30 protein-coding genes are annotated in these 25,316 nt (G+C 71.4%); 16 read left to right on the top strand and 14 right to left on the bottom strand.

Features of this window, described 5'->3' with window-relative positions:
* Window positions 1-34 precede the first annotated feature (34 nt).
* Window positions 35-1,066, bottom strand: a complete 1,032-nt coding sequence (locus tag EXE48_RS01140; RefSeq protein ID WP_137710604.1) for a glutathione S-transferase family protein — start codon at window positions 1,064-1,066, stop codon at window positions 35-37.
* A gap of 521 nt (window positions 1,067-1,587) precedes the next feature.
* Here EXE48_RS01140 and EXE48_RS01145 point away from each other — a divergent pair.
* Entirely contained in the window at window positions 1,588-2,856 is a 1,269-nt protein-coding gene (locus EXE48_RS01145) for an NAD(P)/FAD-dependent oxidoreductase (RefSeq protein ID WP_137710605.1), read from the top strand.
* A 30-nt stretch (window positions 2,857-2,886) separates the two neighbouring features.
* Here EXE48_RS01145 and EXE48_RS01150 read toward each other — a convergent pair whose 3' ends face one another.
* From EXE48_RS01150 to EXE48_RS01155, 3 genes are all read right to left on the bottom strand, one after another.
* On the bottom strand, window positions 2,887-3,303 hold the full coding sequence (locus tag EXE48_RS01150; RefSeq protein WP_053771634.1) for an Hsp20/alpha crystallin family protein: 417 nt from the start codon (window positions 3,301-3,303) through the stop codon (window positions 2,887-2,889).
* 3 nt (window positions 3,304-3,306) lie between these two features.
* Window positions 3,307-3,462 (bottom strand): DUF7559 family protein, encoded by a 156-nt coding sequence (locus EXE48_RS18625; RefSeq protein ID WP_199236331.1) that lies wholly within the window; start codon window positions 3,460-3,462, stop codon window positions 3,307-3,309.
* A gap of 79 nt (window positions 3,463-3,541) precedes the next feature.
* Complete coding sequence (locus tag EXE48_RS01155; RefSeq protein WP_053771633.1) at window positions 3,542-3,937, bottom strand: hypothetical protein; 396 nt, start codon at window positions 3,935-3,937, stop codon at window positions 3,542-3,544.
* A gap of 104 nt (window positions 3,938-4,041) precedes the next feature.
* On the opposite strand from EXE48_RS01155, the gene EXE48_RS01160 reads away from it, so the two are divergent.
* A complete protein-coding gene (locus EXE48_RS01160) occupies window positions 4,042-5,904 on the top strand; it encodes a radical SAM protein (RefSeq protein ID WP_137710606.1) in 1,863 nt (620 codons plus the stop codon).
* A gap of 3 nt (window positions 5,905-5,907) precedes the next feature.
* Complete coding sequence (locus EXE48_RS01165; RefSeq protein WP_137710607.1) at window positions 5,908-6,759, top strand: MBL fold metallo-hydrolase; 852 nt, start codon at window positions 5,908-5,910, stop codon at window positions 6,757-6,759.
* A gap of 28 nt (window positions 6,760-6,787) precedes the next feature.
* On the opposite strand, the gene EXE48_RS01170 is transcribed toward EXE48_RS01165, so the two are convergent.
* Window positions 6,788-7,408: an HAD family hydrolase gene (locus tag EXE48_RS01170; RefSeq protein ID WP_137710608.1), complete on the bottom strand. Its 621-nt coding sequence runs from the start codon at window positions 7,406-7,408 to the stop codon at window positions 6,788-6,790.
* Window positions 7,409-7,463: 55 nt separating this feature from the next.
* On the bottom strand, window positions 7,464-7,946 hold the full coding sequence (locus EXE48_RS01175; protein WP_053771629.1) for a DUF7321 family protein: 483 nt from the start codon (window positions 7,944-7,946) through the stop codon (window positions 7,464-7,466).
* A 132-nt stretch (window positions 7,947-8,078) separates the two neighbouring features.
* On the opposite strand from EXE48_RS01175, the gene EXE48_RS01180 reads away from it, so the two are divergent.
* The 10 genes from EXE48_RS01180 to EXE48_RS01225 all read left to right on the top strand — a co-directional run bounded on the left by EXE48_RS01180 (window position 8,079) and on the right by EXE48_RS01225 (window position 14,488).
* On the top strand, window positions 8,079-8,960 hold the full coding sequence (locus EXE48_RS01180) for a DUF7319 domain-containing protein (protein ID WP_053771628.1): 882 nt from the start codon (window positions 8,079-8,081) through the stop codon (window positions 8,958-8,960).
* Between the two features lie 96 nt (window positions 8,961-9,056).
* Window positions 9,057-9,704, top strand: a complete 648-nt coding sequence (locus tag EXE48_RS01185) for a halocyanin domain-containing protein (RefSeq protein WP_053771627.1) — start codon at window positions 9,057-9,059, stop codon at window positions 9,702-9,704.
* Window positions 9,701-10,090 carry a DUF7318 family protein gene (locus EXE48_RS01190; protein WP_053771626.1) on the top strand — a complete coding sequence of 130 codons (390 nt, stop codon included), beginning with the start codon at window positions 9,701-9,703 and terminating at the stop codon, window positions 10,088-10,090. Before EXE48_RS01185 ends, EXE48_RS01190 begins: the two co-directional genes overlap by 4 nt.
* A gap of 7 nt (window positions 10,091-10,097) precedes the next feature.
* Window positions 10,098-10,907 carry a cytochrome b gene (locus tag EXE48_RS01195; protein WP_053771625.1) on the top strand — a complete coding sequence of 270 codons (810 nt, stop codon included), beginning with the start codon at window positions 10,098-10,100 and terminating at the stop codon, window positions 10,905-10,907.
* Between the two features lie 4 nt (window positions 10,908-10,911).
* A complete protein-coding gene (locus EXE48_RS01200; protein ID WP_053771624.1) occupies window positions 10,912-11,700 on the top strand; it encodes a cytochrome b family protein in 789 nt (262 codons plus the stop codon).
* 76 nt (window positions 11,701-11,776) lie between these two features.
* Window positions 11,777-12,208, top strand: a complete 432-nt coding sequence (locus tag EXE48_RS01205) for a DUF7315 family membrane protein (RefSeq protein ID WP_053771623.1) — start codon at window positions 11,777-11,779, stop codon at window positions 12,206-12,208.
* 4 nt (window positions 12,209-12,212) lie between these two features.
* Entirely contained in the window at window positions 12,213-12,497 is a 285-nt protein-coding gene (locus EXE48_RS01210) for a DUF7314 family protein (RefSeq protein ID WP_053771622.1), read from the top strand.
* A gap of 113 nt (window positions 12,498-12,610) precedes the next feature.
* On the top strand, window positions 12,611-13,351 hold the full coding sequence (locus EXE48_RS01215; RefSeq protein ID WP_053771621.1) for an NAD(+)/NADH kinase: 741 nt from the start codon (window positions 12,611-12,613) through the stop codon (window positions 13,349-13,351).
* 97 nt (window positions 13,352-13,448) lie between these two features.
* The gene (locus tag EXE48_RS01220; RefSeq protein ID WP_053771620.1) at window positions 13,449-13,892 is read left to right on the top strand and encodes a DUF7313 family protein; all 444 of its coding nucleotides are present in this window, start codon (window positions 13,449-13,451) and stop codon (window positions 13,890-13,892) included.
* A 185-nt stretch (window positions 13,893-14,077) separates the two neighbouring features.
* On the top strand, window positions 14,078-14,488 hold the full coding sequence (locus EXE48_RS01225; RefSeq protein ID WP_053771619.1) for a hypothetical protein: 411 nt from the start codon (window positions 14,078-14,080) through the stop codon (window positions 14,486-14,488).
* A gap of 171 nt (window positions 14,489-14,659) precedes the next feature.
* Here the strand turns inward: EXE48_RS01225 and EXE48_RS01230 are convergent, their stop codons facing one another.
* The 5 genes from EXE48_RS01230 to EXE48_RS01250 form a co-directional block, all read right to left on the bottom strand.
* The gene (locus tag EXE48_RS01230; RefSeq protein WP_137710609.1) at window positions 14,660-15,982 is read right to left on the bottom strand and encodes a M28 family peptidase; all 1,323 of its coding nucleotides are present in this window, start codon (window positions 15,980-15,982) and stop codon (window positions 14,660-14,662) included.
* A gap of 84 nt (window positions 15,983-16,066) precedes the next feature.
* Window positions 16,067-16,726: a DUF420 domain-containing protein gene (locus EXE48_RS01235; RefSeq protein ID WP_137704798.1), complete on the bottom strand. Its 660-nt coding sequence runs from the start codon at window positions 16,724-16,726 to the stop codon at window positions 16,067-16,069.
* Between the two features lie 81 nt (window positions 16,727-16,807).
* On the bottom strand, window positions 16,808-17,860 hold the full coding sequence (locus tag EXE48_RS01240; RefSeq protein ID WP_121599170.1) for an NAD(P)-dependent glycerol-1-phosphate dehydrogenase: 1,053 nt from the start codon (window positions 17,858-17,860) through the stop codon (window positions 16,808-16,810).
* 103 nt (window positions 17,861-17,963) lie between these two features.
* The gene (locus EXE48_RS01245; protein ID WP_053771615.1) at window positions 17,964-18,662 is read right to left on the bottom strand and encodes a LysE family translocator; all 699 of its coding nucleotides are present in this window, start codon (window positions 18,660-18,662) and stop codon (window positions 17,964-17,966) included.
* A 160-nt stretch (window positions 18,663-18,822) separates the two neighbouring features.
* Window positions 18,823-19,614, bottom strand: a complete 792-nt coding sequence (locus EXE48_RS01250) for a DUF2103 domain-containing protein (protein WP_137704799.1) — start codon at window positions 19,612-19,614, stop codon at window positions 18,823-18,825.
* A 130-nt stretch (window positions 19,615-19,744) separates the two neighbouring features.
* On the opposite strand from EXE48_RS01250, the gene EXE48_RS01255 reads away from it, so the two are divergent.
* Both EXE48_RS01255 and EXE48_RS01260 read left to right on the top strand, forming a co-directional pair.
* The gene (locus EXE48_RS01255) at window positions 19,745-20,404 is read left to right on the top strand and encodes a hypothetical protein (RefSeq protein WP_053771613.1); all 660 of its coding nucleotides are present in this window, start codon (window positions 19,745-19,747) and stop codon (window positions 20,402-20,404) included.
* Window positions 20,401-21,036 carry a DUF2238 domain-containing protein gene (locus tag EXE48_RS01260; RefSeq protein ID WP_121599167.1) on the top strand — a complete coding sequence of 212 codons (636 nt, stop codon included), beginning with the start codon at window positions 20,401-20,403 and terminating at the stop codon, window positions 21,034-21,036. The genes EXE48_RS01255 and EXE48_RS01260 overlap by 4 nt, the downstream gene beginning before the upstream one ends.
* A 31-nt stretch (window positions 21,037-21,067) precedes the next feature.
* Here the strand turns inward: EXE48_RS01260 and EXE48_RS01265 are convergent, their stop codons facing one another.
* From EXE48_RS01265 to aroA, 3 genes are all read right to left on the bottom strand, one after another.
* Window positions 21,068-22,243: an ArsA family ATPase gene (locus tag EXE48_RS01265; RefSeq protein ID WP_137704800.1), complete on the bottom strand. Its 1,176-nt coding sequence runs from the start codon at window positions 22,241-22,243 to the stop codon at window positions 21,068-21,070.
* Window positions 22,244-22,352: 109 nt separating this feature from the next.
* Entirely contained in the window at window positions 22,353-22,895 is a 543-nt protein-coding gene (locus tag EXE48_RS01270) for a GNAT family N-acetyltransferase (protein WP_137710610.1), read from the bottom strand.
* A 320-nt stretch (window positions 22,896-23,215) separates the two neighbouring features.
* A complete protein-coding gene (gene aroA / locus EXE48_RS01275; protein WP_137710611.1) occupies window positions 23,216-24,598 on the bottom strand; it encodes a 3-phosphoshikimate 1-carboxyvinyltransferase in 1,383 nt (460 codons plus the stop codon).
* Window positions 24,599-24,742: 144 nt separating this feature from the next.
* Here aroA and EXE48_RS01280 point away from each other — a divergent pair, with 144 nt between their 5' ends.
* Window positions 24,743-25,270 (top strand): multiprotein bridging factor aMBF1, encoded by a 528-nt coding sequence (locus tag EXE48_RS01280; protein WP_053771608.1) that lies wholly within the window; start codon window positions 24,743-24,745, stop codon window positions 25,268-25,270.
* Window positions 25,271-25,316 lie beyond the last annotated feature (46 nt).

Below are 25,316 nucleotides of genomic sequence, written 5' to 3' on the forward strand. Positions count from 1 at the left end.
CGATTTCTTCGATTTCTTCGGCGACGCGGCCGACTCAGTCGTCCGCGGCCGGCGTCGGCGCCTCGCCGCCGAGCCGCTCGCGGTCGTGCGACGCCTCGAAGTCGAGGTCGGGCCCGCGAGCGACGATGCCCGAGGGGGTCACGTCGGGGTGCGTGGTGTAGTAGTGCTCCTTGATGTGGGCCATGTCCACCGTCTCGGCGACGCCCGGCGTCTGGTAGAGGTCGCGCAGGTACGGCCAGAGGTTGTCGTACTGGTGGACGAACTTCCGGTTGCACATGAAGTGGGTGTGGTACACCTGATCGAAGCGGACCAGGGTGGTGAACAGACAGATGTCCGCCTCCGTCAGGGAGTCGCCCACGAGGTACCGCTGGTCGGCGAGCCGCTCGTCGTAGCGGTCGAGCGCCTCGAAGAGGTCGTCGATGGCCTCGTCGTACGCCTCCTGCGAGGTGGCGAACCCGGCGCGGTAGACGCCGTTGTTGATCGGCTCGTAGATGTCCGTGATCGCCTCGTCGACGTCCGCGACGGTCGCGTCGTCGTCCGCGTCGGGCAGCAGCGAGGCGCCGTTGCCGAGGTCTGCGAACGCGGTCGAGAGCATCCGCAGGATCTCGCGCGATTCGTTGTTGACGATGGTCTCCTCCTCTTCGTCCCACAGCACGGGGACGGTCACCCGACAGGTGGCGTCGGGGTCGGCCTCGACGTACAGCTCGCGGAGGTAGTCGCTGCCGCGGAGGTGGTCTCGCGTACAGCCGTCCTTCTCCGGGCTGAACTGCCACCCGTCCTCGCCGCGCCACGGGTCGACGACGGAGACGCTGATCGCGTCTTCGAGGCCCAGGAGGGAGCGGGCGAGCAGGGTCCGGTGCGCCCACGGGCAGGCGTACGAGACGTACAGGTGGTACCGGCCGGCCGCCGGCTGGAAGCGCTCGTCCGGCTCCGCGTCGACGTGTTCCGGAACGTCGCTGCCGGCGATCCAGTTCCGGAAAGTGGTCTCGCCGCGCTGGAACGCGCCCTCCTCGTCGGTCGCCTCGTAGGTGTCCGTGCGCCACTCGCCGTTCACGAGCTGATTCATGTTCGGAAGGTGGGGTTCGACGCGTATAACGTGGGCGGGGACACGCGTGTCACCGGTCGAACGCACGGCAAGGGGCCGAGCTTCGATCCGGATTCGCGTCACCGTGGAGCTACGGGTCGAGAGGCCACACCTCCAAAGCTCCGGCCGCTCGGCTGTACGCAGTTGAGGACAGATCGGCGGTGAACACCGCCGAAGCCCCAGTCGCGAGGGCTCGATGGGCTCGCTGCGGTCCTCGTCGCCCGCACCGCGCGCTCCTGCGGTCCTTGCGTCGCCCGTCTTCACCCTCGCGACTGCCCGTTTGAGTCCCGCCCCGCGCCGCACGGCACAGCAGCCTCATACCTCCCCAGCCTCGCCGTTCGTTCCGGGCTCCCTGCTGTCGCCCGTCACTCACGGCATCCCTCGCGCGTGCTGTCTCGCGGCCTCCGCTTCGCTCCGGCCGCTCGCAGGCACGCGCCACCGCAGTAGTGTATACGCAATCGTCGTCCCGGTGGCTTTTCGTCGTCGCTCGCGTGTCACGGGGTATGACCGAAGCAGACGAGCCCGCCCCGTCGGTTGCGGTCGTCGGCGGCGGCGCGGTCGGCGTCACCGCCGCGCACGACCTCGCGGCCCGCGGCGCCGACGTGACGCTGTTCGAGCGCGGCGAGCTCGCGGCCGGGAGCTCCGGGCGCGCAGCGGGGCTGGTCTACGACGCCTACGCCGAGGACGTCGACGCCGCGGTCGGCGCCCGCGCGCTGGAACGGTTCCGCGCGTTCGACCGCTCGCTGCCCGGCTTCTCCTTCGCCGCGTGCCCGTACGTCATCGCGGTCTGCGAGGGCGACCCGGACGCCGACGCCGTCCCGGCGATGGTCGACCGCATGCGCGAGCACGGCCGCGAGGTGTCGCTCGTCGACCCCGACGCGCTCGGCGAGCGATTCCCGTCGCTCCGGACCGACGACCTCGCAGTCGCGGCGGTCGCGGCGGGCGCGGGGTGGACGGACCCCCCGAGCTACGTCCGCGCGCTCGGCGAGCGGGCCGCTCGCGAGGGCGTCGCGATCGAGACGGATACCCCGGTCGCGGTCGGTTCCCGGACCGACGCGGGACGCGAGATACGGGTCCGCGACGACGCGGGCGGCGGGAGCCCGGCGGCCGGGCGGCGCGCGTTCGACGCGGTCGTCGTCGCGGCCGGGGCGCACACGCGCTCGCTGCTCGCCGACGCCGGCGTCTCGGTCCCGGTCGTCCCCTACCGCGTTCAGGCGCTCGTGGCCCGGGACGCCTACGACGGTCCGATGGTCTACGACGCCACCGCGGACGCGTACTTCCGCCCGCATCCGGACGGGCTGCTCGCGGGCGACGGCACCGAACCGGTCCCGGCCGACCCGGACGACTACCGCCGCGAGGCGGACGACTGGTTCCGCGAGGACGTCGTGGCCGTCCTCGACGAGCGGCTCGCCCGCGGCGACGCCCCCGGTCGCTCGGCGCGGACCGGCCGCGACCTCGACGACGCGCGCGCCTGGGCCGGGCTCTGTACCGCGACGCCCGACGGCGACCCGCTCGTCGGTCCGGTCGACCGGAGCGAGGAGGCCGGCCCGACCCTGTTCGTCGCCGCCGGCTGGCAGGGACACGGGTTCATGCGCGCGCCGGCGATCGGCGAGACGGTCGCCGAGGGCGTGCTCGCGTCGCTCGCGGGCGTCGCGGTCGACGCGCCGGACTCGCCGTGGATCGGCGCGTTCGACCCCGAGCGGTTCGACGGCGACGAGTCCTTCGAGGTCACGGAGGGGATGTCGCTGTCGAACCGGACGGACGGGGAGTAGCCCGGCCGAGCGGGGCCGGAACAGGCGGAGTCAGTCGCTCTCTTCGACGACGTCGACGTCCCTCGACCCGCCGCGTTTGGGTATCTCGACGTGGAGCGTCCCGTTCCGCGTGAGCGTCGCGTTCGCGCCCTCGGGCGTCACGTCGGCGTCGCGCGGGAGGTCGACGCGCCCGGACAGCGAGACGCCGCGGCCCGGGAACACGAGGTCGTAGCCGTCGTAGAAGTCGCGGAAGCGTTCGAGGTTCACCTCGACGGTGCGGTCGAGGAAGGTGACGTCGACGTCCTCGCCGCGGACGCCGGGGGCGTCGAAGACGACGAGGTAGGCGTCGTCGCTCTCGAGGAGGTCGGTGGAGAGCGGGCGCCGCTCCTGGACGCGCCCCAATCCGCGACCGACGCGTTCGAGGGCGCTCCTGAGCGCGGACCGACCGGTTTCGACGAGTCGCCCCACGGCTTACACCTCGATTTCCACGAGGTCGTTCCCGCCGCAGTACGGACACGAGAGGTCCCCGACGGCGTGGTCCTCCGGCACGTCGTACGTGTAGTGGTTCTCGAACATGTCGAGCTCGCAGTCGTCGCTCTCGCACTTGACCTCCATCGTCGATGGCATATACGCGCCAGTTGTGTCGGCGAGGGCTTAAACGGCGTGGCGGCGGCGTCCCGTGGACGCGAGACGTGCGGCGCGGGACTCAGACTCCGGCGCCGCGCATGCGCTCCGGAACGACGGTCCGCTCGGCGAGCAACGCGACGAGGACCCCGAGCGTGGCTCCCGCCCAGACGCCCGGGCCGTACGGGAAAAGCGCCGGAGCGAACGCGAGCGACACGCCCAGACAGACGGACGCGGTGAGGATTCCCACGCCCGCGGCGACGTACGTCAGCGTCTCGCGGCGCTCCTCCGGGACTCGGGCGCGGGCTAGCCACGCGACCGGCCCGAAGACGAGGGCGGTTCCGACCGCCCACGCGGCCGCGGCGCCCCACGGACGCGGCTCGGCAGCGTAGAACTGTCCGGTGGCGAGGAGGATGACACCGCCGAACGCGACGTATCGCGCGACGCGCAGTCTGGCCGAGACCGTCTCAGAGGGCATACCGCATCGTTCCGTCCAATCTGACATAAACAATTCCCCGCGCCGCGCGCCCCGCCCCAGCGTTCCGCACGCTTTTCCCCTCTCGGCCGACTACGGAGGGTAACATGACCGATTCGCCCGCGTCGGCCCGGGGGTCGCTCCCGGCCGACCCGAACGACCTCGCCGTCACCATCGTCGACGGGTACGTCGACGAGCCGGCCCACTTCGGCGTCCCGCCGTACCTCTCGACGTACCCGCGGTACACGGCCGGCGCGCTCGTCGACGCGGGCGTCCCGGAGTCGCAGATCACGTATCACACCATCGACGAACTCCGCGACGACCGCTCGAAGCGCGCCGACGTGGCCGACGCCGACCTCATGATCTACGTCGGCGGGATGACGGTGCCCGGCAAGTACGTCGGCGGCACCCCCGCGGAGCCGGACGAGGTCCGCGAACTCGGCTGGACAGCGGACGGCGTGACGCTCCTGGGGGGTCCCGTGCGGTTCGGGGTCGGCGAGGAGAACGCGGGCGCACAGGAGACGCGGCGCGACGACCTCGACTACGACTTCGTCGCGATGGGCGACGTCGAGGCCGCGGCCCACGACCTCGTCCGCGAGGGGTTAGAGGGATACGGAAACCGGATGCGGACGAACGAGGAGGTCGACCGCTGGGCGCGTCGGGGGGCGTTCGTCGTCGAACAACACCCGAACCACCCCGACTACCTCATCTGCGAGATGGAGACCTCCCGGGGCTGCGCGTACCGCTGTTCCTTCTGTACGGAGCCGCTGTATGGCGACCCGGCGTTCCGGGCGGCGCGGTCGGTCGTCGACGAGGTCGACGCGCTCTCGGACCGCGGGGTCAGGCACTTCCGGCTCGGGCGGCAGGCCGACATCCTCGCGTTCGGCGGCGACGGCGAGGCGCCGAACCCCGACGCGCTCCGCGAGCTGTACGGCGGGATCCGCGAGGTCGCGCCCGACCTCCGCACGCTCCACCTCGACAACATGAACCCGGTGACGATCACCGACTACCCCGAGGCGTCCCGCGAGGCGATCCGCGTCATCGCCGAGCACAACACGCCCGGCGACACGGCCGCGTTCGGGCTCGAATCGGCCGACCCGGTCGTCCAGGAGGAGAACAACCTGCTCGTCACCGCCGAGGAGTGTCTGGAGGCCGTCCGGGTCGTCAACGAGGAGGGCGGCTGGCGCCCCGGCGACGACCCGGCGACGACGCCGGGCGACGCCTCCCGCGTAACCGGTCCCTCCACCGGTCCGGACGCGTCGCCGCGGCTGCCGAAGCTGCTCCCCGGGATCAACCTCGTTCACGGGCTGACCGGCGAGCGGCCGGAGACCTACGAGCACAACAAGCGCTTCCTCCAGACCGTCTACGACGAGGGGCTGATGCTCCGCCGGATCAACATCCGGCAGGTGATGGCGTTCGCCGGCACGGAGATGGCCGAGACGGGCGCCGAGGTCGCACAGGAGCACAAAGACCAGTTCCAGGCGTACAAGCGGGAGGTGCGCGAGACCATCGACAACCCGATGCTCGACCGCGTGGTCCCGCCGGGGACCGTCCTCCCGGACGTCCACCTGGAGTACCACCAGGACGGCAAGACGTTCGGGCGCCAGCTCGGCACCTACGCGCTGCTGGTCGCGGTCCCCGGCGAGCGCGAGTTAGGCACCAGCATCGACGTGGCGATCACCGACCACGGCTACCGCTCCGTGACGGGCGTCCCGTACCCGCTCGACGTGAACGCGGCGTCGATGGACGAGCTGACGGCGATCCCCGGGATCAACCGGAGCACGGCCGGCGACGTCGTGGTCGGCCGCCCGTACGACTCCGTCGACGCCGTCGACGCGGTCGCCCCGGGGACCGTCGACCTCGCCGCCTACGCGGTCGCGGGCGACACCGACGTGCCGATCCCGGGCCGCGACCGACGCGGATCCGGCCCCGGCCCGGCCGCGCGGTCGTCGCTCGGCCGCGGGGACTGAGCGATGGCGCCAGACGACCCCGGCGACGCGGAGCGGTCCCGCGACCCCGCGGTCACCCGTGTCGAGGTCCCGGTCGACACGCGCGCCCCCGGCGGGACCACCAACGCGTACCTCCTCGACGGGCTCCTCGTGGACCCGGCCGCCCGGACCGACGCCCTCGACGCCGCGGTCGCGGCGCGCGGCTCGGGCGATCGCGGCGTCGAGGCGATCGCGGTCACACACGCCCACCCGGACCACGTCGGCGCGGTCGCCGACTACGCCGCCGCGACGGGCGCGACCGTCGTCGCCCGGGAGGGACACGCGGACCGGTTCGCCGCGGCGACCGGGACCGAGCCTGACGAGACGGTCGCGCCGGGCGAGCGTGTCGCGGACACCGCCGTCCGCGCCGTCGACACGCCGGGGCACGCGCCGGACCACCTCGCGTTCGCGGCCGGCGACCCGGACGCCCCCGGGCGCGCGGTGCTGTGCTGCGGCGACCTCGCCGTCGCCGAGGGGAGCGTCGCGGTCGTCGCGCCCGAGGGCGACCTGTCCGCGTACCTCGCGAGCCTCGAACGGGTCCGCGACGCCGGCTACGGCCGCTTGCTCCCCGGGCACGGGCCGCCGATCGGCGATCCCCTGGCGACCTGTCAGCGGCTGATCGACCACCGGCTGGCGCGCGAGCGCGACGTGATCGCGGTCATCGACCGCGGCGCCGCCGACCTCGACGCGGTCGTCGACGGCGCCTACGAGAAGGACCTCTCCGGCGTGCGGGACCTCGCGCTGGCGACGGTCGCCGCGCACGTCGAGAAGCTGGTCGCGGAGGGGCGGGTCGACGGGGCGTGGCGCGCGCGGCTGGCGGACCGCGGCTTCGACTGACGGGGCCGCTCGGCGCCGTCGGCCCCGCCTACGGCTCGGCCTCGAGTTCGCCGACGACCTCGGACAGCGGCGTCTCCGTCACGTCGACGAAGCGGCCGCCCGCGGCGACGACGCCGCCGTCGGTCTCGGCGTCGTCGCCGACGTGGACGAGCCCGGTGGTGGCGGTCCCGAGCGCCTCGGCCGCGGCCTCGAACGCGGAGGGATGCGGTTTCCGCCAGCCGCAGCCGACGCTCGTCGTGACCGCGTCGAACTCGCCGCGGAGCCCCGCGCGGATCAGCGTCCGCGGGACGAGCTCGGGGACCGCGCAGTTCGAGAGGAGGCCGACCGGGCCGCGCTCGGCGGCGCCCCTGACCGCGTCGAGCGCGTCGTCGCGCCGGGTCACGTCGGGGTCGAACGCCGCGATCACGGCGTGCCTGGCGACGTTCTGGGACGCGTCGACGCCGCGCGAGTCGAGCGCGCGGGCGACGTGGGCTGGGAGGGGGACCTCCGCGCCGGCCGGCGCCTCGACGTGCCGTTCGCCGTACGCGACGTGCCAGTCGTCGGGGACCGTCACGTCGCGGGACTCCAGTTCGCGTGCGACCGCTTCCGCCGGGTCTGACGGGTACTCGACGTCGACGAGGGTCCCGAAGAGGTCGAAGGTGACTGCCACGATACCACCGTTAGGGCCAAACCCGGATTGAACCTGTCGGTCGGGGAGACCGGGCCTAGAACGCCGACCCGAAGTGGAGCGTGACCAGCCGGTAGAGACCGGTCACCCACGCGCACAGCCACAGCAGCATGAACCCCGCGACGCCGGCCCTGAGGCGTTTCCGCCAGTGGCCCATGTCCTCGTGGAGCTCGTCGATGTCCACGCTGGGGTCCTCGTAGGCGTCCGCGTTCCGCTTCGCCTGGAAGATCCGCACGATGCCGGTGAGCGCGAACGCCAGCAGGGCGTACGCCTGAACGCCGAAGAACGCGTGGAGGATCGCCATTCCGCTCACCTGGTCGAGGACGCGCGGGATCATCCAGGTGACGATGGGGACCGTCGTGAGCACCAGCCCGACGAGGATGTACCGGAGGTGCCGCATCAGCACGTTCCACGACACCGTTTCCGCGTCGATCATGATCCAGGCACCGTACAGGAGGAACGGGAGGCTCGTCGTCACGGACACCCCGGCGAGCGCCGCGATGACCGACTCGTCGACCATGTCGACGGGTACGTGCTCCGGCGCGTAAAGCCCCGCGATCCGCGTCCGGCGACGCGGTCGCCGACTCGCGACGCCCCGGCGGCCGGGCGCGGACGAAAACAGTTAGCGTCAGGAGCACGTACCGTCGGGGTGATGGAGGACACCTCGACGCGGTCGGAGTCGGAGTCGCCGCCGGAGGAGCCGGTCGATCCGGCCCCCGACGGCCCGGACGACCCCGGGCCGACGGGGGAGGACGGAGGGCGCTCGGCGGCCGACGAGGAGACTCGGGACGACGAGACCGACATCGAGGCCCTCCGCGAGCGGGTCGAGTCGGAGTACGACTTCGACGACTTCGGCCCGTCCGACATGGCCCGGATGAGCGCGGAGGAGTGGGACGCCGCGTTCGACCCCGACACGTGGATCACCGGCGACCGGCTCTTAGACCGCGTCGACGCCGAGCTGAAGTCCCGGATCGCGACCCGGGACGTGTTCGGCGTCTTGGAGCGCGTCCGCGAGGACGGCGAGGAACGCATCCTCGTCTACTCCGACGAGGGGTACGCGATCATCCGCCCCACGGGCGAGGTCCGCGGCGAGGGGACGGTGCTCCGGGACATCGAGCCGGTCGTCGCGCTCGCGGCGATGGACTCGTACGAGGTGCCCGAGCCGCCGGAGGACTGGTCGCTCCCGCACCCGGACAGCGTCCCCGAGGGCTCCGGCGAGTTCGGGAACCTCGTGGTACAGGCCGTCGCCGCGATCCAGGTGCTCGCCGGCGCCGCGCTCCTCGTCGCGAGCGCCGTGGCCGACCTCGGGACCATCGTCGCTCCGGTGATGGGGATCGTCTTCCTGCTGGTGGGCGTGTTCCTGTTCGCGATGGTGGCGAACGCGCGGCTCTCCGACCGGTTCCGTTCGGAGGAGTACCGGGAGCGGCTCCGGGCGCTCCGCGAGGCGAAGGAGCGGCCCGAATTCGTGCCCGTCGAGGACGGCGTCGTGACCGACGGCGACGCCGCCGCGACCGACCGCGACCGAGACGAGTAATTACGCCGATTTCGACGGTCTCAGCCCCTCCAACCTCCTCCACGTCGGCGGTTTCAGTCGGAGGGTTTAAGCGGCGCCCGTCCTGAGTGAAACCGTATGAAAAGGCGGGACTTCGTGCGGACGGCCGGCGGCGCGACCGCCGCCGTCGCGGCCTCCGCCGGGGCGACCGGAACGGCGGCTGCACAGGAGGTACAGCCCGATTGGCCCAGCGGGGCGGCCAGCGGAAACGTCGGGTCGTACACCGACGCCCGCGGCCAGGACTCGGTGACCATCTCGGTCGGCGCCGGGAGCAACGGCCTCGCGTTCGACCCGACCCTCGTGTGGGTCGACGAGGGGACGACGATCACTTGGGAGTGGACGGGCGCGGGCGGCGACCACAACGTCCAGACCGTCGAGGACGGCGGCCCGGCCAGCCTCGACAGCGGAGACCCCGTCGGCGAGGAGGGGTACACCTACGAGTACGAGACGTCGAGCGAGGACGCCGGCATCACCCACTACCACTGCGTCCCCCACACCGCGGTCGGCATGCACGGCGGCATCGCCGTCGGCGAGGACGTCGCCACCGTCGAGACCGGCGGGGCGAACACCGGGTGGCCCGAGGACATCGCCAAGGTCGGCGTCCCCCTCCACGCCCACTGGGTCGGCATCTCGGCGATACTCGGAATCGGAATGACGTTCGTGTTCACGTTCTACATGCTCAAGTACGGCGAGTCGGCCCACACCGGCCACGGGGGTGCGAGATGAGCTCCGGAAACTCCTCGTACGGGGACATCCATCGGTACGAGCCGGCCCGCGAGAGCACCGCCGCCGCGATCGCGATCGTCCTCCTCACGGTCATCGAGGTCGTCTTCGTCTCGCTTTTCACCTACGGGCTGATGTCCGCGTGGGCGTCGACGGAGGCGGGGAACATGTACGTCGGCGCGCTCCTGGCCTTCATCTTTATTGATCTCGCGTTCATCCTCCTCCTGTACCGGAAAGAGTTCCTTCCGGACGTGATGATCGTGAAGAAGCGCCGCCGCAAGTGGGAGGACCTGTACGTCCGCGAAGAGGACAAAGACGGCAAGGGCATCGACACCGGCGGGCTGACGGAGACGCTGAAACGCGCGGTGTACCCGTACTACAAGAAGTGATCTGACAATGAGTCTGAAAAAACAAGACGACATGGACCACAACGCGTGGCTCAAGAGCCAGGACCTCACCGCCATCGAGACGGCGTTCCTGACGACGCTCATCTGGCTGGACAAGCGGCTCCGCATCGTCGACTACCTCGAACTGCTGGAGACGATGTACTACCGCGCGAACCTCCAGATGCCGAAGAGCCACACCGAACAGTACGACCTCGACAACAAGTTCTGGTACTGGTACCCGCTGTACTCGCTCGGGTCCCTCTCCATCATCGCGTACCTGCTCGCGGCGGTGTCCGGCGCCATGCTCGGGTTCTACTATGCGCCGTCGACCGCGGGGGCGGCGGCGCAGGGCGACCCGACCGCCGCGTACGACTCGATGGTGATGATCATGCAGGACGTCCAGTTCGGCTTCATGCTCCGGTCGATCCACCGCTGGGCGGCGCAGTTCATGGTGGCGGCGGTGTTCCTCCACATGCTGCGCGTCTACTTCACCGGCGCGTACAAGGAGCCGCGCGAGGTCAACTGGATCCTCGGCGTCGTGCTCATCGCCCTGACGCTGCTGTTCGGGTTCTCCGGGTACGTCCTCCCGTGGAAGCAGCTGTCCTTCTGGGCGGCGCAGATCGGCGTCGAACTGGCGCTCGCGACCCCCATCGTGGGCGAGTGGGCGGCCCAGCTGCTGTTCGGCGGGTTCACCCTCGGACAGGCGACGCTCGTGAGAATGTACATCCTGCACGTGTTCGTGCTGCCGTTCGTGGTCACCGCGCTCATCGCGATCCACGTCGGCATCGTCTGGGTGCAGGGCATCGCGGAGCCGCACTAATCCAATGACCGACGACACCACCCCAATGACGGACGGAGGCACCGACGACGAGGCGCGGACCGACGGCGGGCCGCCGGCGACGGTCCCGCCGGACGACGAGACGCCGACCTGGTCCGAGCGGAAGGAGCGCAGCCAGGGGCTCGCCCAGCTCACCTACCAGTACTTCGAGCGCTCCCGGCGCGAGGACGAGGACCTGCGCACGGAGTCGACGTACGTCGAGCGCGACGTGCTCGGCTTCCCGACGTGGCCCCACGAGACGATCCGTAACCTCGCTATCACCTCGTTCTTCCTCGGGATCATCCTGCTCGTGGCCTCGATCCTCCCCTCTCACTTCGGGGACCCGGCGAACCCCGGGTCGACGCCGGCGATCATCCTGCCCGACTGGTACCTCTACTGGTCGTTCGGCCTGCTGAAGCTCAGCCCGATCAACCCCGAGCTCGCCGTGCTGGGCGGGAACATCATCATGTCCAACGAGCTGTACGGGCTCGTGGCCCACGGCGCCATCTTCGGCGTCATCACGCTCGTCCCCTTCCTCAACAAGGGGAACGCGCGCCGCCCCGTCGAGGAGCCCGGTTGGGCCGCGCTCGGCGTGACCGGGGTCATCCTGGCGTTCACGCTCGCGGTGCTGGCCATCCAGAACTTCTTCTCGGTCCCGCTCGAGCTGCTGTTCTCGCTCGTGTTCATGTTGCCGATAGCGGGCGGCGTTATCACCTACGCGGTGCTGAAGACGATGCGCGAGGGGTATATGTACGACCTCAACCGCCGGTACTACATGCTGCGCCCGCCGAAGTAAGCGGCCGAGACCCGCCCGCCGCGACCCCGTGACCGACGCGCGGTCGCGGTCACCGTTCCGCCTTCCCGTGTCACACATGTCATCCTCAACAGACGGCGACGCCTCGCAGGCGTTCGACGAGACCGGCGACCCGATCGCGGCCGACGACGACGCCGACCCGCGCAACGAGCCGACCGGCCCGCGGGACGGACCGAGCGGCCGAGAGGTCGTCGTCCCGTTCCGGCTGTACAAGGCCGTCACCGTCTTCTCGACGCTCGCCGCGGTCGTCACGTACTTCATCGGGTTCACGCTCATCGACGCCGCGACGCTCCAGATCAGCTTCGTCCGGACGACCATCGTCTACCTGCTCGACAACGCCGGGATCCTCCCGCCGGAGGACGTGCTCGTCGCGATCATGGCCATCACCGGCGTGGGCTTCATCGTCCTCGGGACCGCCGTGTACGTGCTCGGGACCCGGTTCCGCGGACAAGGGATGGGAAAGTCTCAAGACGACTCCAGCGAAACGTGAGATAATGGCAGACGAGTTCATGAAGGGCTTCGCCCTGTTCACGATCGGCGGTCTCGGGTGGATCACCTTCGGCGGCTGGTACCGGACGCCGTCGTACTACCAGATCTCGCAGCTAGTGAACCCGGCAGAGGGCGTGAACACGGCGTACGGCGAGATCGGCCTGCTCGCCGGCGACGTGCTGTTCTGGCTCATGATCCTCGGCGCGCTGACGTTTTGGGTCCTCATTCCCGCCAGCCGCCAGCTCCGCGACGCCCTCAACGACGGCGAGGACGACGCGGCCGCGAACTGAACCGGACACCGCTCGTCTCCGTTTCTCCCCTCGTTTCCCTCCCCCGCGAGCGACGCGACGGCGCCCGCCGACGAACCGAGAGCTTTTCACCGCCGCTCGCCCCAGCCTCGCGCATGAGTGAGCCGACGCGCGGCCTCGCGGTTCTCGGCGACGGCGACCCGGCGGCGGCGATCCGATCGGCGGCGACCGCCGCGGGCGCCCGCCTCGTCGACCGCCCAGCGGCGGACGCGGTCGTCGCGGTCGGGGACGCCGCGCTTCGGGAGGCGATGCGCGCGGCGGCGAGCGACGCGCGGCCGGCGCCGATCCTCCCGGTCGGCGGCGGCCGTCACGCGGTCGACCTCGACCGTGCGACCGAGCGGGTCGCGGCCGCGGTCGACGGGCTCGACGACGCTTCGGACGCGGTCGAGGGGTTCTCCCGCGTCGGGCACCCGCTCTTGGCGGTCGACGCCGGCGACGGCGAGCGACGGGTCGCGGTCGCGGACGTCGCGTTCGTCACGGCAGCGCCGGCCCGGATCTCCGAGTTCGAGATCGCGCTCGACGACGGGGAGTCGGCGTCGGTGCGCGCGGACGGCGCCGTGGTCGCGACGCCGTTCGGCAGCGACGGGTACGCGGCGGCGGCCGGCGGGCCGGTGGTGTCGCCGGGCGGCGGCCTCGCGGTCGTCCCGGTCTCGCCGTTCACCACGCGACCCGACACCTGGGTCGTGAGCGGCGGCGTCAGGGTCACGGTCGAGCGCGAGGAGGAGCCGGTCGCGCTGGTCGTCGACGGGACGCGGCGCGGGACCGTCGAGCCGCACCGCGCGGTGGCTGTCGAGGTCGCGGCGCGGGTCGATCTCCTCGCGCCGACGGCGGAGTGAGCGGCGGCCCGTCCCGCGTCCGCGGCGGCGACACCCGCCCCGCGGGCGGCGCGCCGATCGGAAACACTCTAATACGTCGTGAACGGAAATGGTGGATATGGACCCACTGCAGTTCCTCGTACCCCTCGGCTGGCTGTCGGCCGTCGGGCCGGCGCTGCCGTACGCGATATTCGTGATGACAGTCGCGAACCTCGCGACCCGGCACCTCGCGCACAGGCGGCACGTCGAACAGGGTCAGGACGCCGACAGCGTGGAGGCGTACACGCCCCACGTCTTCACGAACGTCGGGCTCGTCCTCCTGACGTTCCTGTACATCCTCACCGCGCCCGTTCGGGGGACGATCCTGATCGTGCTCGTGCTCGCGATGTTCATCGCCGACCTCTTCGAGCTGGAGGCCCGGAACGTCGAGGCCCGCAACGACATGGAGATCGAGGCGCCGAAGAGCTCGATCGCCGCCTCGCTCGTCGTGCTGATCTGGTCGTCGTACTACGCGCTGTTCTTCCTCGTCGAGGGGATCTGGAACCAGTTCGTCGTCGCCTGACGGGCGCGCTCCGGATTGAGCGAATTTGCGCTCGGCGCGTGACGTTCTCGCTCCCCTTTTCCACCGCTCCGACGCTCCCCATATCTCCCCCCTCGCCCGATTCTTTCGTCACGCTCCATCTACCCCTCTCCACTCTCCCTTCTCCTCACAGCGATTTATATGCGTTCGTCCAGATATTTGGGGTAGTGGAAGAAAACGCCAGTACGCGTCGCGGCGCACTGAGATCAATCGCCACGCTGGTAACTAGCGGAACGATCCTCGCGACCGCCGGGTGTCTTGACGGCGGGTCCGGTCCCAGTCTTGACGGTGAGATGGTTGTCGAGGGGCCGATGGTGAGCGTTTCCGCGTCAACCGATCTTTCTGCCACTGATACTGGATACGAACTGGCGATCACCGTCAGCAACAACTCAGAGAGGACCGCTGACACGGATGCCGAGGTCATCTGGGAGGTCAGCAATGACGAGAACGCGGTCGTGACACAAACCGAAACAAAAACCGTTGATCCTGGCGGTGAGACCACGCTTGTCGTAACTGCTGAAGACCCGAACGATTCGGTCACCGCCTATTCGGCGACTGTTCTTGCTGTACCGGCCTAACGGCCGCGTAGTCTCTCTCGGTAGTTGTTCCCGGTCTCCGAGCACATCGTCTACATTTCCGTCAGTTCTTAATTAACACTTCCAGACAAACCAAGTTGCTGTTAGTTAGGACCGAGAAGGCGGCGGGTTTCCGGCGTCCTGCTCGATCGCCCTGTCCCGACGTTTCCTTCGTCAAAACGTCCAGTCGCCGGTGAGCTTCATCCCGGTCGCCTTGCCCTCCGCTTCGAGCGCCGCCGCGATCTCGTCGGTGTCCCGACGCGGGATCGACGCGCTCGCCTCGGCGAGGTCGACGACCAGTTCGGTCAGCAGGATCGCCTGCTCCCGGAGGTTCCGCGACTCCAGCTTGTCGAGCGTGTCCGCGTGGGTGTGGCCCCAGCCGCGGCCGCGGCCCTCGGTCTCGCCCGAGATCATGTACCCCGGGATCCCCCGTTTCACGAACGGCCAGTGGTCGCTGTGGGGGACCAGCTCTCCGCCCGTCGACACCGGGTGATCGAAGCGGTCGCTCACGCGCTCGGCGGCGGCCGCCAGCGCGTCGAAGTCGTGGTGGTCGACGCGGAGCGTCCGCCCGAACACGTTGCTGTCGACGTTGACGACGGCGCGGACCGCCTCTCGGTCCGCCGCCTCGGCGGCCACCGACGAGCCGACGAGCCCGACCTCCTCTGCGCCGAACGCGGCGAACCGCACCCGCACGCCGAGTTCGTCCTCGCGTGCCGCCAGCGCCCGCGCGACCTCGACTATCGTCGCCGTGCCCGCGCCGTTGTCCATGGCGCCCTCCGCGAGGTCGTGCGCGTCGACGTGCGAGGAGACGATCAGGTGCTCGTCGGTGTCGGGGCCGAGCTCGGCGACGGCGTTCCCGCTCGTCGCGGTCGGGGTCCCGCAGTCGACCGCGACGGTGAGCTCGTCGCCCTCGTTCCGGCGCGCGAGGCGGGCGCCGGTCTCCTTCGAGACGCCGACCGCCGGGACCGCCCCGATCGGCGCGTCCGCGGTCCCGACGCTGCCGGTCGGCGGGAGCGTCCCTTCGACGTGGTTGGCGAAGACGAAGGCGGCGGCGCCCGCGTCGACCGCGCGGTAGTACTTCTCGCGGCGGTGAATGAAGCGGTCGACGGAGTCGGGGGTGTCCGACGACACCATGACGACTTTCCCCTCCAGGTCGGCCTCGAAGTCCTCGGGGACGCCGTGGCCGAGGTCGACGAACTCGCCGGTCGCCTCGCCGCTCGGACTCCGGGGCAGCGCGATACAGGCGTTCGGGCCGACCGCGACCGGGTCGCCGCTCGCGGCGTCCCGGACCGCGCTGTCGCCGCGCTCCCAGCCCTGGATCTCGAACTCCTCGACCGCGGCGTTTCGTGCGCCGGCGTCGGCGAACGCGTCGCGGGTCAGCTCGAGCGCCTCGCGCTCGCCCGGGGACCCGGCCATCCGGTCGCCGACGTCGACGAGGTCGGTGAGGTGGTTCCAGCCCGCGTCGCTCGTGAACGTCTCGCCGATCCAGTCGGTCATGGGTAGCGGTGTCGCGGGCGCCGCTCAAGCGTTTCGGTGGCGGCGGAGGCGGCCGGGACCGGATTCGACGGGGTCGCCGTCGGCTCAGACGGGGAGCGCCGGGAGGAGCACCGCCGCGGCCTCCGCGGCCTCGAACGTCGACCCGTACAGGTGATTCAACAGGAGGTATGTGACGACCCCGAGCACGAGCGAGAGGATCCACGCGCTCGCGGCGATGCGGCCGACCCGGCGGTGCGGCGTCTCCGTGCGGAGCTCCTGCTCCGTGTGCGTGAGCCCGAGCACGATGGCGTACAGGACGACGGGTACGGAGATCACCGAGAGGACGATGTGGACCGCGAGCATGACCAGGTACGCCGGGTACACCCAGTCCCAGAGGGGTACCCACGCGTACGACGACTCCAGGACGAACTCCTTGGTGCCGCCGCCGGCGACCTTCGGGAGGTACATGCCGAGGAACACGAGGATGAGGACGAACGAGGTCGTCATCGCCGCGGCGTGTTTCTTCACCTCGTCGTTGCGGATCCAGTACCACCCGAGCGAGAGGCTGATCACGGCCATCGTGTTGACGACGGCGATGGCGTGCGCGAGGAGGTCGACGGTGCCCTTCGTGAGCGTCGGGAACAGCGCCTGGAACTCGGGGACGAGGAAGACGCCGCCGACCGCGCCGTAACCGACGAGCGTGAGGAGTACGGTGATCGCGCGGGCCCGGTCTTTGGCCCGGTCGCGGACGCTGGCGGTGGCCATACGACCGGTTGTCGCGGCACGGTTATTTCGCTTTCGAGGTCGGGCGCCGCAGCCGGGGGCGGTCCCGACGACGATCCGGGGTCACCGGTCGATGACGCCCGTCGCGGTCGCCACCTCGACGGCGGCCTCCTCGTTGATCCCGCCTTGGAGGATGGTGTAGCGGTCGCGGATCTCGTGGGCGCTCGTCAGGGCGGCGATCAGTTCGGCGTCGTCGATCCCCAGCTCGTCGGCGGTCGTCGGGGCGTCGAGCTCGGCGAGCGCGTCGCGGATCGCCGCCCACCGCCCGTTCTCGCCGCTGTGGAGGTACTCCGTCATGATCGAGGCGACGCCGACCTGGTGGCCGTGGAGCGCCTTGCCGGGCGCGATGCGGTCGAGTTGGTGGGAGATGAGGTGCTCCGCGCCGGAGGCGGGCCGCGAGGAGCCCGCGATGGACATCGCGACGCCGGACGAGACGAGCGCCTTCACGACCACCCACGCCGACTCCTCTAACCCCGGGCGGATCATGTCGGCGTTCTCGACGAGCAGCTCCGCGGTCATCTCCGAGAGCGCCCCCGCGTACTCGCTGTACTCGACGTTGCGGAGGCGGCGGGCGAGCCGCCAGTCCTTCACGGCGGTGTAGTTGGAGATGATGTCGGCACAGCCCGCGGTCGTGAGCCGCCAGGGCGCCTCCGCGAGCAGCGTCGTGTCCGCGACGACGGCGAGCGGCGGGTCGGCGGCGACCGAGTGGCGCGTGTCGCCCTCGGGGATCGATGAGCGTCCGGAGACGATGCCGTCGTGGGAGGCGACGGTCGGGACGGAGACGAAGCCGACGTCGAGGTGGTCGGCGGCCATCTTCGCGATGTCGATCGGCTTCCCGCCGCCGAGTGCGATCAGGTAGCCGGGGTCGACCGCCTCGGCGGTCGCCTTCAGCTCCTCGACCGCGTCGAAGGAGGCGTCCTCGACGACGGCGGTCGCGGGGTCGTCGAACTGTGCCCGGACGCGGTCGCCGGCGATCTCGTTCGGCGTCGGGCTCGTCACGATCAGCGGCCGCCCCGTCAGGTAGAGCTCGCCGACCGCCTCGCCGAGGTCGTCGATGACGTCGTGTCCCACGAGGACGTTCCGCGGGAGCTTGATCCACGTCGTCTTCTCGAACATATCGGGCGGTCGCGCCGACGGGTCAAAGCCGTTGTCCATGCGCGTCGCGGGCCGCGCGGACGCGGCCGGGCGGCGGGCGCGAGCGGGCGGGGGCGGTCGCCCGCTACGCGCCGAGGGCGGCCAGCGTCGTCGCCGCGTCGTAGAGGAAGTACACGCCGAACCCGGCGAGCACGACCGCGGACAGCACCGCGACGATCGGCGCGAACGTCTCGATCCGGCGCTCGGCGGCGACGAGCCCGGTCGGGAAGCCGACGATCCAGGTCAGCACGCCGAGGAAGAACCCGCCGATGAGCGCCGGCGAGCCGGTCGCGACCACGAGCGTCCCCGCCAGGTCGCTCCCGACCACGGGGAGCCGCGCGAGCACGTCGAGCTCGCCCGGCCGGAGCAGCCCGACGCCGATCGTCAGCCAGAACAGCACCTGGTACGGGTTCGTCAGGGCGAGCACCAGCGCCTTGCGGAACCCCTTCCCCTCCGCGACCATCGGCTCCTCGCCGGCGGTCGGCCGGAACGACTCCCGGGCCCCCCGGGCGGCGCCGGCGGCGAAGTACAGCATCAGCACGCCGCCGACCGCGACCATCAGGCCCTGTAACAGCGGGAGCGACTCGACGACCGCGACGACGCCGACGTACGCGAGGACGAAGAAGATCGCGTCGGCGGTCGCCGCGCCGAGCCCGGCCCGGAAGCCGGCGAGGCGGCCGCGGAGGACTGACTCCTCGGCGATCACCGCGTTCATCGGTCCGGGCGGCGCCGCGAGCGCCAGGCCGAAGACGACGCCCGCACCGAGCGTGACGAGGGTACTCACGTCGCTCGAAACGGCCGATTTCGTGAAAAAGCCCGCGAAGAAGGGGCGGACAGCAGCGGACGGCACCGGCCGTCACGCCCGGGATCGGGACATCGACGGACGGATCCGAACGTCGGTGCGCACCGCGGACGACAAACCCCGGCCGGCGGCGACCCCGCGCCTACGCGTCCTGGAGTTCGGCGTCGCGGAGCGCCTCGTTGAGGTCCTCGCGGACCCGCTCGCCGGTCTCGCGGTCCATCGCCGTGGTGACGATCCGGTTCTCCTGGACGCTGGAGCCGTCGCGCAAGAGCAGCCGGACGTTGCCGTTCGTCCCCGCGCGCGTCGCCTTCGCGCGGAGGCCGGTCCGCGACCCCGTCCCGCCGGCGTCGATGGGGCCGGGAACGATCTTCTTGACGTGCGGGTGCTCCGCGACGGTCTGGACGGCCTTCCGCCCCTTGCGGCCGCCGATGAGCGTCGAGTGCGAGCCGCCGATCTTCTCCCGCGGCGGCGTCTCGACCACCGCCAGCGACCGGTCGCCCCGGCGGTCGAGCACCCAGCGGACGACCGGGCTCACGTCCGGCTCGCGGTCGTCGTCCGAGGGGTCGCCCGCGGCTCCGGCGTCGTCGCTCGCGCCGCCGTCCGGCACGCGGTAGAACTCGTGGTGGAGCTGCGCGCGGGTCTCGCGGAGCGGCTCGCGCTCCCCGGCTGCGTAGACGGTCTCGGGGCGCTTCCGACGGATCTCGTCGGCGACGCGGCCCGCGAAGTTCCGCAGTTGGACCTCGCTCAGCCGCTCCCGGTCCTCCGGCCGTGTGGTGACGGTCGTCTCGCCCACGACGTCGTCCTCGTCGAGCAGCGTCAGGCGCGCCCGGTCGGGCTCGAACTCGGCGACGACGGCGTCGGCGTTGGCGGTGTTACAGGTCAGACAGTAGTCCCCGGGCTTCTCCAACGGGGTCCCGCACCGCCGGCAGTTCATACCGATCGGACGGTCGTGTGCGGTAAAAGGCCGTCCGTTCGCCGTGCGACCGGCCCGTCGGGCCTCGATCCGGAATCGCCGCCCGGTCCGGAGCAACAGGTTATAACTCTCGCCGGTCTCCCTCCTGGGTATGGACGGAGACCGACGCCCTCGGGGCGGTGACGGCCCCGAGCGGGACGCCGGGGAGCCGGAGACCGTCGAGGACCGGCTGGCGCGGCTGGTCCGCGACGGGCGGTTCAACGCGCTCGCGGCGTGGACGATGATCGCGGTCCTGACGGGGGTGCTCGTCGAGAGCGCGCTCGACTACGACCTCCTCTCGGCGGTCATCGTCGTCGGCCTCGGGGCGGTCGTCCTCGCGCCGACGGTCGCGGCGCGGGACTGGCGGGCGATGCTCCCCGCGGAGCTGGTCGGCCTCGCGCTGCTGCCGGTCCTCGTGCGCGCGGTGTTCGGCGGCGAGTTGGGGACGTTCGCCACCTACGTCGCCATCGCGGCGCTGGCGCTCGTGGTCACCGTGGACCTCCACATGTTCACGTCGCTGCGGGTGACCCACTGGTTCGCGGTCGTCTTCGTCGTGATGGCGACGCTGGCGACGGCGGCGGTGTGGACGGTACTGCGCTGGAACCTCGACCAGCGCGGCGGGACGGCGTACCTCACGACGAACGACGCGCTGATGATCGAGTGGCTGTACGTCACGCTGGCGGGGCTCGCGGCGGGGCTCCTCTTCGACGGCTACTTCCGCGGACGCGGGCGCCGCCTCCGCCGCGCCATCCGGCGGGTGGTGCGGCGATGAGGCTGCTCCCGCGCCCCTCCATCCGGTCGCAGCGGCGCCTCACCGGCGCGATGCAGGTCCTCCTGATCGCCATCGTGGCTTACGGCTTCCTCGCCGGCGAGCAGAAGGCGATAAGCAACGGGATCATCGCCTTCCTCGTCACGCTGGTCCCGGCGGCGCTGGAACGCCGGTACGACCTCCCCTTGGACCCGTGGCTCGCCCTGTGGATCACGATGGCGGTGTTCCTCCACACCGTCGGGTCCGCCGGGTTCTACGCCCGGGTCGAGTGGTGGGACCACATGACCCACGCGCTGTCGGCCTCGCTGGTCGCCGCGGTCGGGTACACGACGCTCCGGGCGGTCGACCTCCACAGCGACGGCATCCGCATCCCGCCGCGGTTCGCGTTCGTCTTCATCGTCGTCGTCGTGCTCGCGTTCGGCGTGCTCTGGGAGCTGTTCGAGTTCGGGCTCGACATCGTCGCGACGGAGACGGGCATCGACATGCCGCTCGCGCAGCACGGGCTCGAAGACACGGTCAAAGACCTCACCTACAACACCATCGGCGCGGTGCTGGTGGGCCTGTTCGGACAGGCGCACCTCACCGGGGTCGCCGAGTTAGTCCGGGACCGGGTCCTCGGGAGCGCGGCCGAGTAACGCCGACCCGACGCCGGGCCGGCCGCGGCGGTCAGTTCAGGCAGGCGGCAACGACCCGCAGCGCGGCCTCGCCGCGCACCTCGTTCGCGAGCAGGGGCACGCGCTTCACCTCGCGGCCGCGGAACAGGTCGGTGGCCTCGCGGAGCGCGTTCTGCTGGACCTCCCAGCGGCGCGCGCAGAACTCGCAGGTCTCCGGGTTCGGCTCGACCACCCAGTCGGGGTCGACGCCGGCGCCGCTCCCCCCGGTCACGTCGTCGACGCCCTCCATCACCCGGTTAACGACGAGCGTGTCCACCGGAATCTCGAACTCGTCGAGGCGCGCGACCAGCCGCTCGGACTCGACGACGCTCATCTCCTCGGGGATCATCACGACGCGGAAGTCGGTCTTCGCCGGGTCGCGGAGGACGGCCCGCAGGCGCTCGATGCGCTCGCGGAGCTCGTCGAGGTCGGCCGACGGGTCGGGCTCGTCGTCGCTCCCGCCGAACATTCCTTTGAGTCCGTCCATCATCCCGGAGAAGCGCTGGCGGAGCTTCATCACGCGCCCCAGCATCGAGTCCATGATCTCGGGCAGCTGGAGCAGCCGGAGCGTGTGGCCGGTCGGGGCGGTGTCGACGACGACGCGGTCGAAGCGCGGGTCGTCGAGGTACTCCAGCAGCTGGCGCATCGCCGCGGCCTCGTCGGCGCCCGGCATCGTCCCGCCGAGGAGGCCGCCGAGCCCCTCGTCTTCGCCGACTTCGTCGCCCATGTCGCCGCCGGGGCCCATCCCGCCCATCGCGTCGCCCATCTCGCCGAGCCCGCCGAGCGGGTCGGCGTCGGCGCCGAACATCCCCTCCTCCATCGCGGCGTCGGGGTCGATCTCGGCGGCGTACAGCGGCAGGTCCTCGCGGATGCGCGCGGGTTCGGCGGGGATCTCCGTCTCGTAGGTGTCCGACAGCGAGTGCGCGGGGTCGGTGGAGACGACGAGCGTCCGGACGCCGCCCGCGGCCGAGGCGAGCCCCGTCGCGGCCGCCATCGTCGTCTTCCCCACGCCGCCTTTCCCGCCGTACAGCACGTAGTCGGGCGCGTCGACGCCCGCCGGGAGGTCGGCGAGGTCGTCGTCGACGGTCAGCGCCTCGTCCGCGTCCGCCGGCTCGACGGCGGCCTCGTCGGGCTCCTCGCCTTCGGGCTCGTCGACCCGGTCGACGGGTTCGACGTCGATGTCGTCCATACACGCGTGTCGTTCCGGCGGATACCTGTACCCGTCGGTCCGGCGGAGACGTCGACGCGGTCGCCGCGAGAGATCCGGTCGGCTCGGCCCACGGCGGACGACGCCGCACTCAGCACTCCCGCTCGTAGACGACCGACGGGTTCGCCTCGCCGACCACGACGATCTCGCCCGTCGCGCGCGGCTCGAATCCCTGCCCCTCGTAGAACGCGCGGCTCTCGTCGTGGGCTTCGAACGCCTCCAAGACGAGGCGGTCGTACCCCGCCGGAACGCGCGACAGGACCGCCTCGACCAGCGCGCCCCCGACACCGGTGCCCTGGTACTCGGGGTCGACGTAACAGGCGCGCAGCTCAGCCTCGTCGTCCCCGACGAACTCGTTGGTCCACTCGTCGTCCCACACCAGGGTCGCCCAGCCGACGACGGTCGTCGAATCCTCGGATCCGTCGTCGGCCACCGCGACGAACGCGCGGTTGTCGGCCGCCGATCCCGTGAAATCCGCGTGTTCCCGCTCGAAGCCCTGGTCGAGCATCACCTCCTCTATCGTCGACAGCGCGTCCGGCGAGAGGAGGTCATCGTAGCCCTCCGCCCACGCCCGGACCGTCAGTTCCCTCCCCGCACGAACCTCCGCCGCGCTCTCCGGTTCGCGTACGTTCACGGCTCCTCCCTCTTATCGTCCGACAATAGTTCCGTCGGACCCGCCGAACCACCCGAAACGCCCTCGCCGAGTCCCCGTCGCCGCCCCCACCGGTCGGAGGCGGTTCGCGTTCGATTCGGGGTCCGCGGTGGAGCGCCCGCAAGACAGTTACCTCGACTTCACCGACACGCGGTATGCTCGTCCTCCAAGCCCTGCCGATGGAGGTGCTGATACTCGCAACCCTCGCCGTCCCGCTCGTGCTCGTTTACCTCGTCTACACGCTGGTTCGGGCGTTCGAAGCGCGCTGACGGACGAATCGGCGTCGCGCGGGACGACTGCGGCTACTCGACCGCGCCGTCGCGCTCGACGTCCGTCCCGAGGTCGGCCATCGCGTCGAAGAAGCCGGGGAAGGAGACGTCGACGTGTTCGGCGCCGCGGACCGTCGTCGTCCCCTCGGCCGCGAGCGCGGCGACGGACAGCGCCATGACGATCCGGTGGTCGCCGCGGCCGTCGACCGCCGCGCCCCGGAGGTCGCTCTCGGAGCCGTGGACGGTGAGCACGTCCGGTTCCTCGGTCGTCTCCGCGCCCATCTTTTCGAGCTCCTCGGCCATCGCCGAGACGCGGTCCGTCTCCTTGTAGCGGACGTGCTCGCAGTTCTCGATCCGGGTGTCGCCGTCCGCGACCGCGCCGAGCGCGGCGATCGTCGGGAGGAGGTCGGGCGTGTCGCCCACGTCGACGGCGACGCCGGCGAGGTCGGCGCGCTCGACCGCGATCTCGCCGGCCTCGCGGTCCCAGTCGACCGGCGCCCCCATCTCTTCGACGACGTCGACGATCGCGGCGTCGCCCTGCGCGCTCGGTCGCGCGCCCTCGATCCGGACCGCCCCGCCGGGGTCGGCCGCGACCGCGCCCGCGCCGAGCAGGTACGAGATCGACGAGAAGTCGCCGGGCACCGCGTACGTCCCGCCGCTCGGCGCGTACGTCTGGCCGCCGGGGACCGAGAAGCCGGCCGCGCCCGCGGCGCCGTCGAGCGGGTCGCCGCCGGCGCCGACGGGGGTCGCCTCGACGCCGAAGTCGCCGAGCAGTTCGAGCGTGATGTCGACGTACGGCGCCGACTTGAGCTCGGTCGTGAGCTCGACCTCAATCCCCTCGTCGGTGACCGCGCCGGCCATCAGCAGCGCGGTGACGTACTGCGAGGAGACGTCGCCGGGGATCGCGACCTCGCCGCCCGCGAGCGGGCCGGCGACCACGAGCGGGGCCTGCCCGTTCGACCGGGTCGACTCCGCGCGGACGCCGAGGTCGCCGAGCGCGTCGAGGAGCGGTCCCTGGGGCCGCGAGCGCAGCGACCCGTCGCCGGTGAGAACGGTCGTGCCCTCGGCGAGGGCGGCCGCGGCGGTGACGAGCCGCATCGTCGTCCCCGAGTTCGCGCAGTCGATCACGTCGTCCGGGACGGCGGGGCGGCCGCCGAACCCCTCGACGGCGAGCGCGTCGGCGTCGGTGAGGTCCGGCTCGACCTCGGCCCCGCCGTCGGCCCCCGCGGGCTCGACCGCCCCGCCGAACGCGGTGACCGCGCGGGCGGTGGCCCGCGTGTCGGCGGATATCAGCGGCGACTCGACGGTCGCGCCGTCGCTGTACCCCGCGGCGAGGAGCGCGCGGTGCGTGTAGCTCTTCGACGGCGGCGCGCGGGCGGTCCCCCGGAGGGTCGAGCGCGTGATGTGGACGTCCATACCCACTCTGCCGCCCCCGGCGACAAGTCGGTACCGGCCGCGGCACGATTGCGGCCGCGCCGTCGGCGGCGGGCGACCCGCCGCGGACACTCGCCGCGACGCCGCGGCACACCCTTTATACCACCGGGAGCGTTAGCGTCGCGTATGCCCCAGTGTGAGATGTGCGGCGCCGAGGAGGCCTCGCTGACGACGACGAAGGTCGAAGGCGCCGAACTGGAGCTCTGTAGCTCGTGTACGGACTTCGGCACCGAGGTCCGCGACGAGTCGACGAGCTCCGGCGGCGGCAAGTACTCCACCAGCTCCAGCACCGGGAAGTCGTCCTCGTCGTCCGGCTCCTCCGGCTCCGGTGGCTCCCCGGGGAGCTCGACCCGCCGCCGCGACATGTTCGACGACATGGACGAGATCGCTACCGATTACGACGAGCGGATCCGCGAGGCGCGGGAGTCGCGCGGGCTGAGCCAGGAGGAGCTGGCCGACCAGCTCAACGAGAAGGCGAGCCTCATCCGCAAGCTGGAGCGCGGCGACACGCTCCCGACCGACGAGGTCCAGCGGAAGCTCGAACGCGCGCTCGACATCTCGCTGGTCGAGGGCCAGTCGGCCGACGACGCCGACTGGGAGACCGACGACGCGGGCACGATGACGCTCGGCGACGTCGTCAAGCGGAAGGACTGACCGCCCCGCTCGGCCCGACCGACCTTTTCGTCCCCCGTCGACCGCG

It is taken from the genome of Halorubrum sp. ASP1, from assembly GCF_005435135.1.
GTDB classification, from domain to species: domain Archaea; phylum Halobacteriota; class Halobacteria; order Halobacteriales; family Haloferacaceae; genus Halorubrum; species Halorubrum tropicale.

Excerpts from the sequence above, each read along its gene's own strand:
- EXE48_RS01140 (WP_137710604.1), bottom strand. The coding sequence starts at position 1,066 with ATGAATCAGCTCGTGAACGGCGAGTGGCGCACGGACACCTACGAGGCG.
- EXE48_RS01175 (WP_053771629.1), bottom strand. The coding sequence starts at position 7,946 with ATGGTCGACGAGTCGGTCATCGCGGCGCTCGCCGGGGTGTCCGTGACG.
- EXE48_RS01205 (WP_053771623.1), top strand. The coding sequence starts at position 11,777 with ATGTCATCCTCAACAGACGGCGACGCCTCGCAGGCGTTCGACGAGACC.
- EXE48_RS01200 (WP_053771624.1), top strand. The coding sequence starts at position 10,912 with ATGACCGACGACACCACCCCAATGACGGACGGAGGCACCGACGACGAG.
- EXE48_RS01235 (WP_137704798.1), bottom strand. The coding sequence starts at position 16,726 with ATGGCCACCGCCAGCGTCCGCGACCGGGCCAAAGACCGGGCCCGCGCG.
- EXE48_RS01220 (WP_053771620.1), top strand. The coding sequence starts at position 13,449 with ATGGACCCACTGCAGTTCCTCGTACCCCTCGGCTGGCTGTCGGCCGTC.
- EXE48_RS01180 (WP_053771628.1), top strand. The coding sequence starts at position 8,079 with ATGGAGGACACCTCGACGCGGTCGGAGTCGGAGTCGCCGCCGGAGGAG.
- EXE48_RS01230 (WP_137710609.1), bottom strand. The coding sequence starts at position 15,982 with ATGACCGACTGGATCGGCGAGACGTTCACGAGCGACGCGGGCTGGAAC.
- EXE48_RS01160 (WP_137710606.1), top strand. The coding sequence starts at position 4,042 with ATGACCGATTCGCCCGCGTCGGCCCGGGGGTCGCTCCCGGCCGACCCG.
- EXE48_RS01190 (WP_053771626.1), top strand. The coding sequence starts at position 9,701 with ATGAGCTCCGGAAACTCCTCGTACGGGGACATCCATCGGTACGAGCCG.
- EXE48_RS01255 (WP_053771613.1), top strand. The coding sequence starts at position 19,745 with ATGGACGGAGACCGACGCCCTCGGGGCGGTGACGGCCCCGAGCGGGAC.
- EXE48_RS01195 (WP_053771625.1), top strand. The coding sequence starts at position 10,098 with ATGAGTCTGAAAAAACAAGACGACATGGACCACAACGCGTGGCTCAAG.
- EXE48_RS01210 (WP_053771622.1), top strand. The coding sequence starts at position 12,213 with ATGGCAGACGAGTTCATGAAGGGCTTCGCCCTGTTCACGATCGGCGGT.
- EXE48_RS01280 (WP_053771608.1), top strand. The coding sequence starts at position 24,743 with ATGCCCCAGTGTGAGATGTGCGGCGCCGAGGAGGCCTCGCTGACGACG.
- EXE48_RS01250 (WP_137704799.1), bottom strand. The coding sequence starts at position 19,614 with ATGAACTGCCGGCGGTGCGGGACCCCGTTGGAGAAGCCCGGGGACTAC.
- EXE48_RS01145 (WP_137710605.1), top strand. The coding sequence starts at position 1,588 with ATGACCGAAGCAGACGAGCCCGCCCCGTCGGTTGCGGTCGTCGGCGGC.
- EXE48_RS01265 (WP_137704800.1), bottom strand. The coding sequence starts at position 22,243 with ATGGACGACATCGACGTCGAACCCGTCGACCGGGTCGACGAGCCCGAA.
- EXE48_RS01155 (WP_053771633.1), bottom strand. The coding sequence starts at position 3,937 with ATGCCCTCTGAGACGGTCTCGGCCAGACTGCGCGTCGCGCGATACGTC.
- EXE48_RS01215 (WP_053771621.1), top strand. The coding sequence starts at position 12,611 with ATGAGTGAGCCGACGCGCGGCCTCGCGGTTCTCGGCGACGGCGACCCG.
- EXE48_RS01165 (WP_137710607.1), top strand. The coding sequence starts at position 5,908 with ATGGCGCCAGACGACCCCGGCGACGCGGAGCGGTCCCGCGACCCCGCG.
- EXE48_RS18625 (WP_199236331.1), bottom strand. The coding sequence starts at position 3,462 with ATGCCATCGACGATGGAGGTCAAGTGCGAGAGCGACGACTGCGAGCTC.
- EXE48_RS01260 (WP_121599167.1), top strand. The coding sequence starts at position 20,401 with ATGAGGCTGCTCCCGCGCCCCTCCATCCGGTCGCAGCGGCGCCTCACC.
- EXE48_RS01240 (WP_121599170.1), bottom strand. The coding sequence starts at position 17,860 with ATGTTCGAGAAGACGACGTGGATCAAGCTCCCGCGGAACGTCCTCGTG.
- EXE48_RS01185 (WP_053771627.1), top strand. The coding sequence starts at position 9,057 with ATGAAAAGGCGGGACTTCGTGCGGACGGCCGGCGGCGCGACCGCCGCC.
- aroA (WP_137710611.1), bottom strand. The coding sequence starts at position 24,598 with ATGGACGTCCACATCACGCGCTCGACCCTCCGGGGGACCGCCCGCGCG.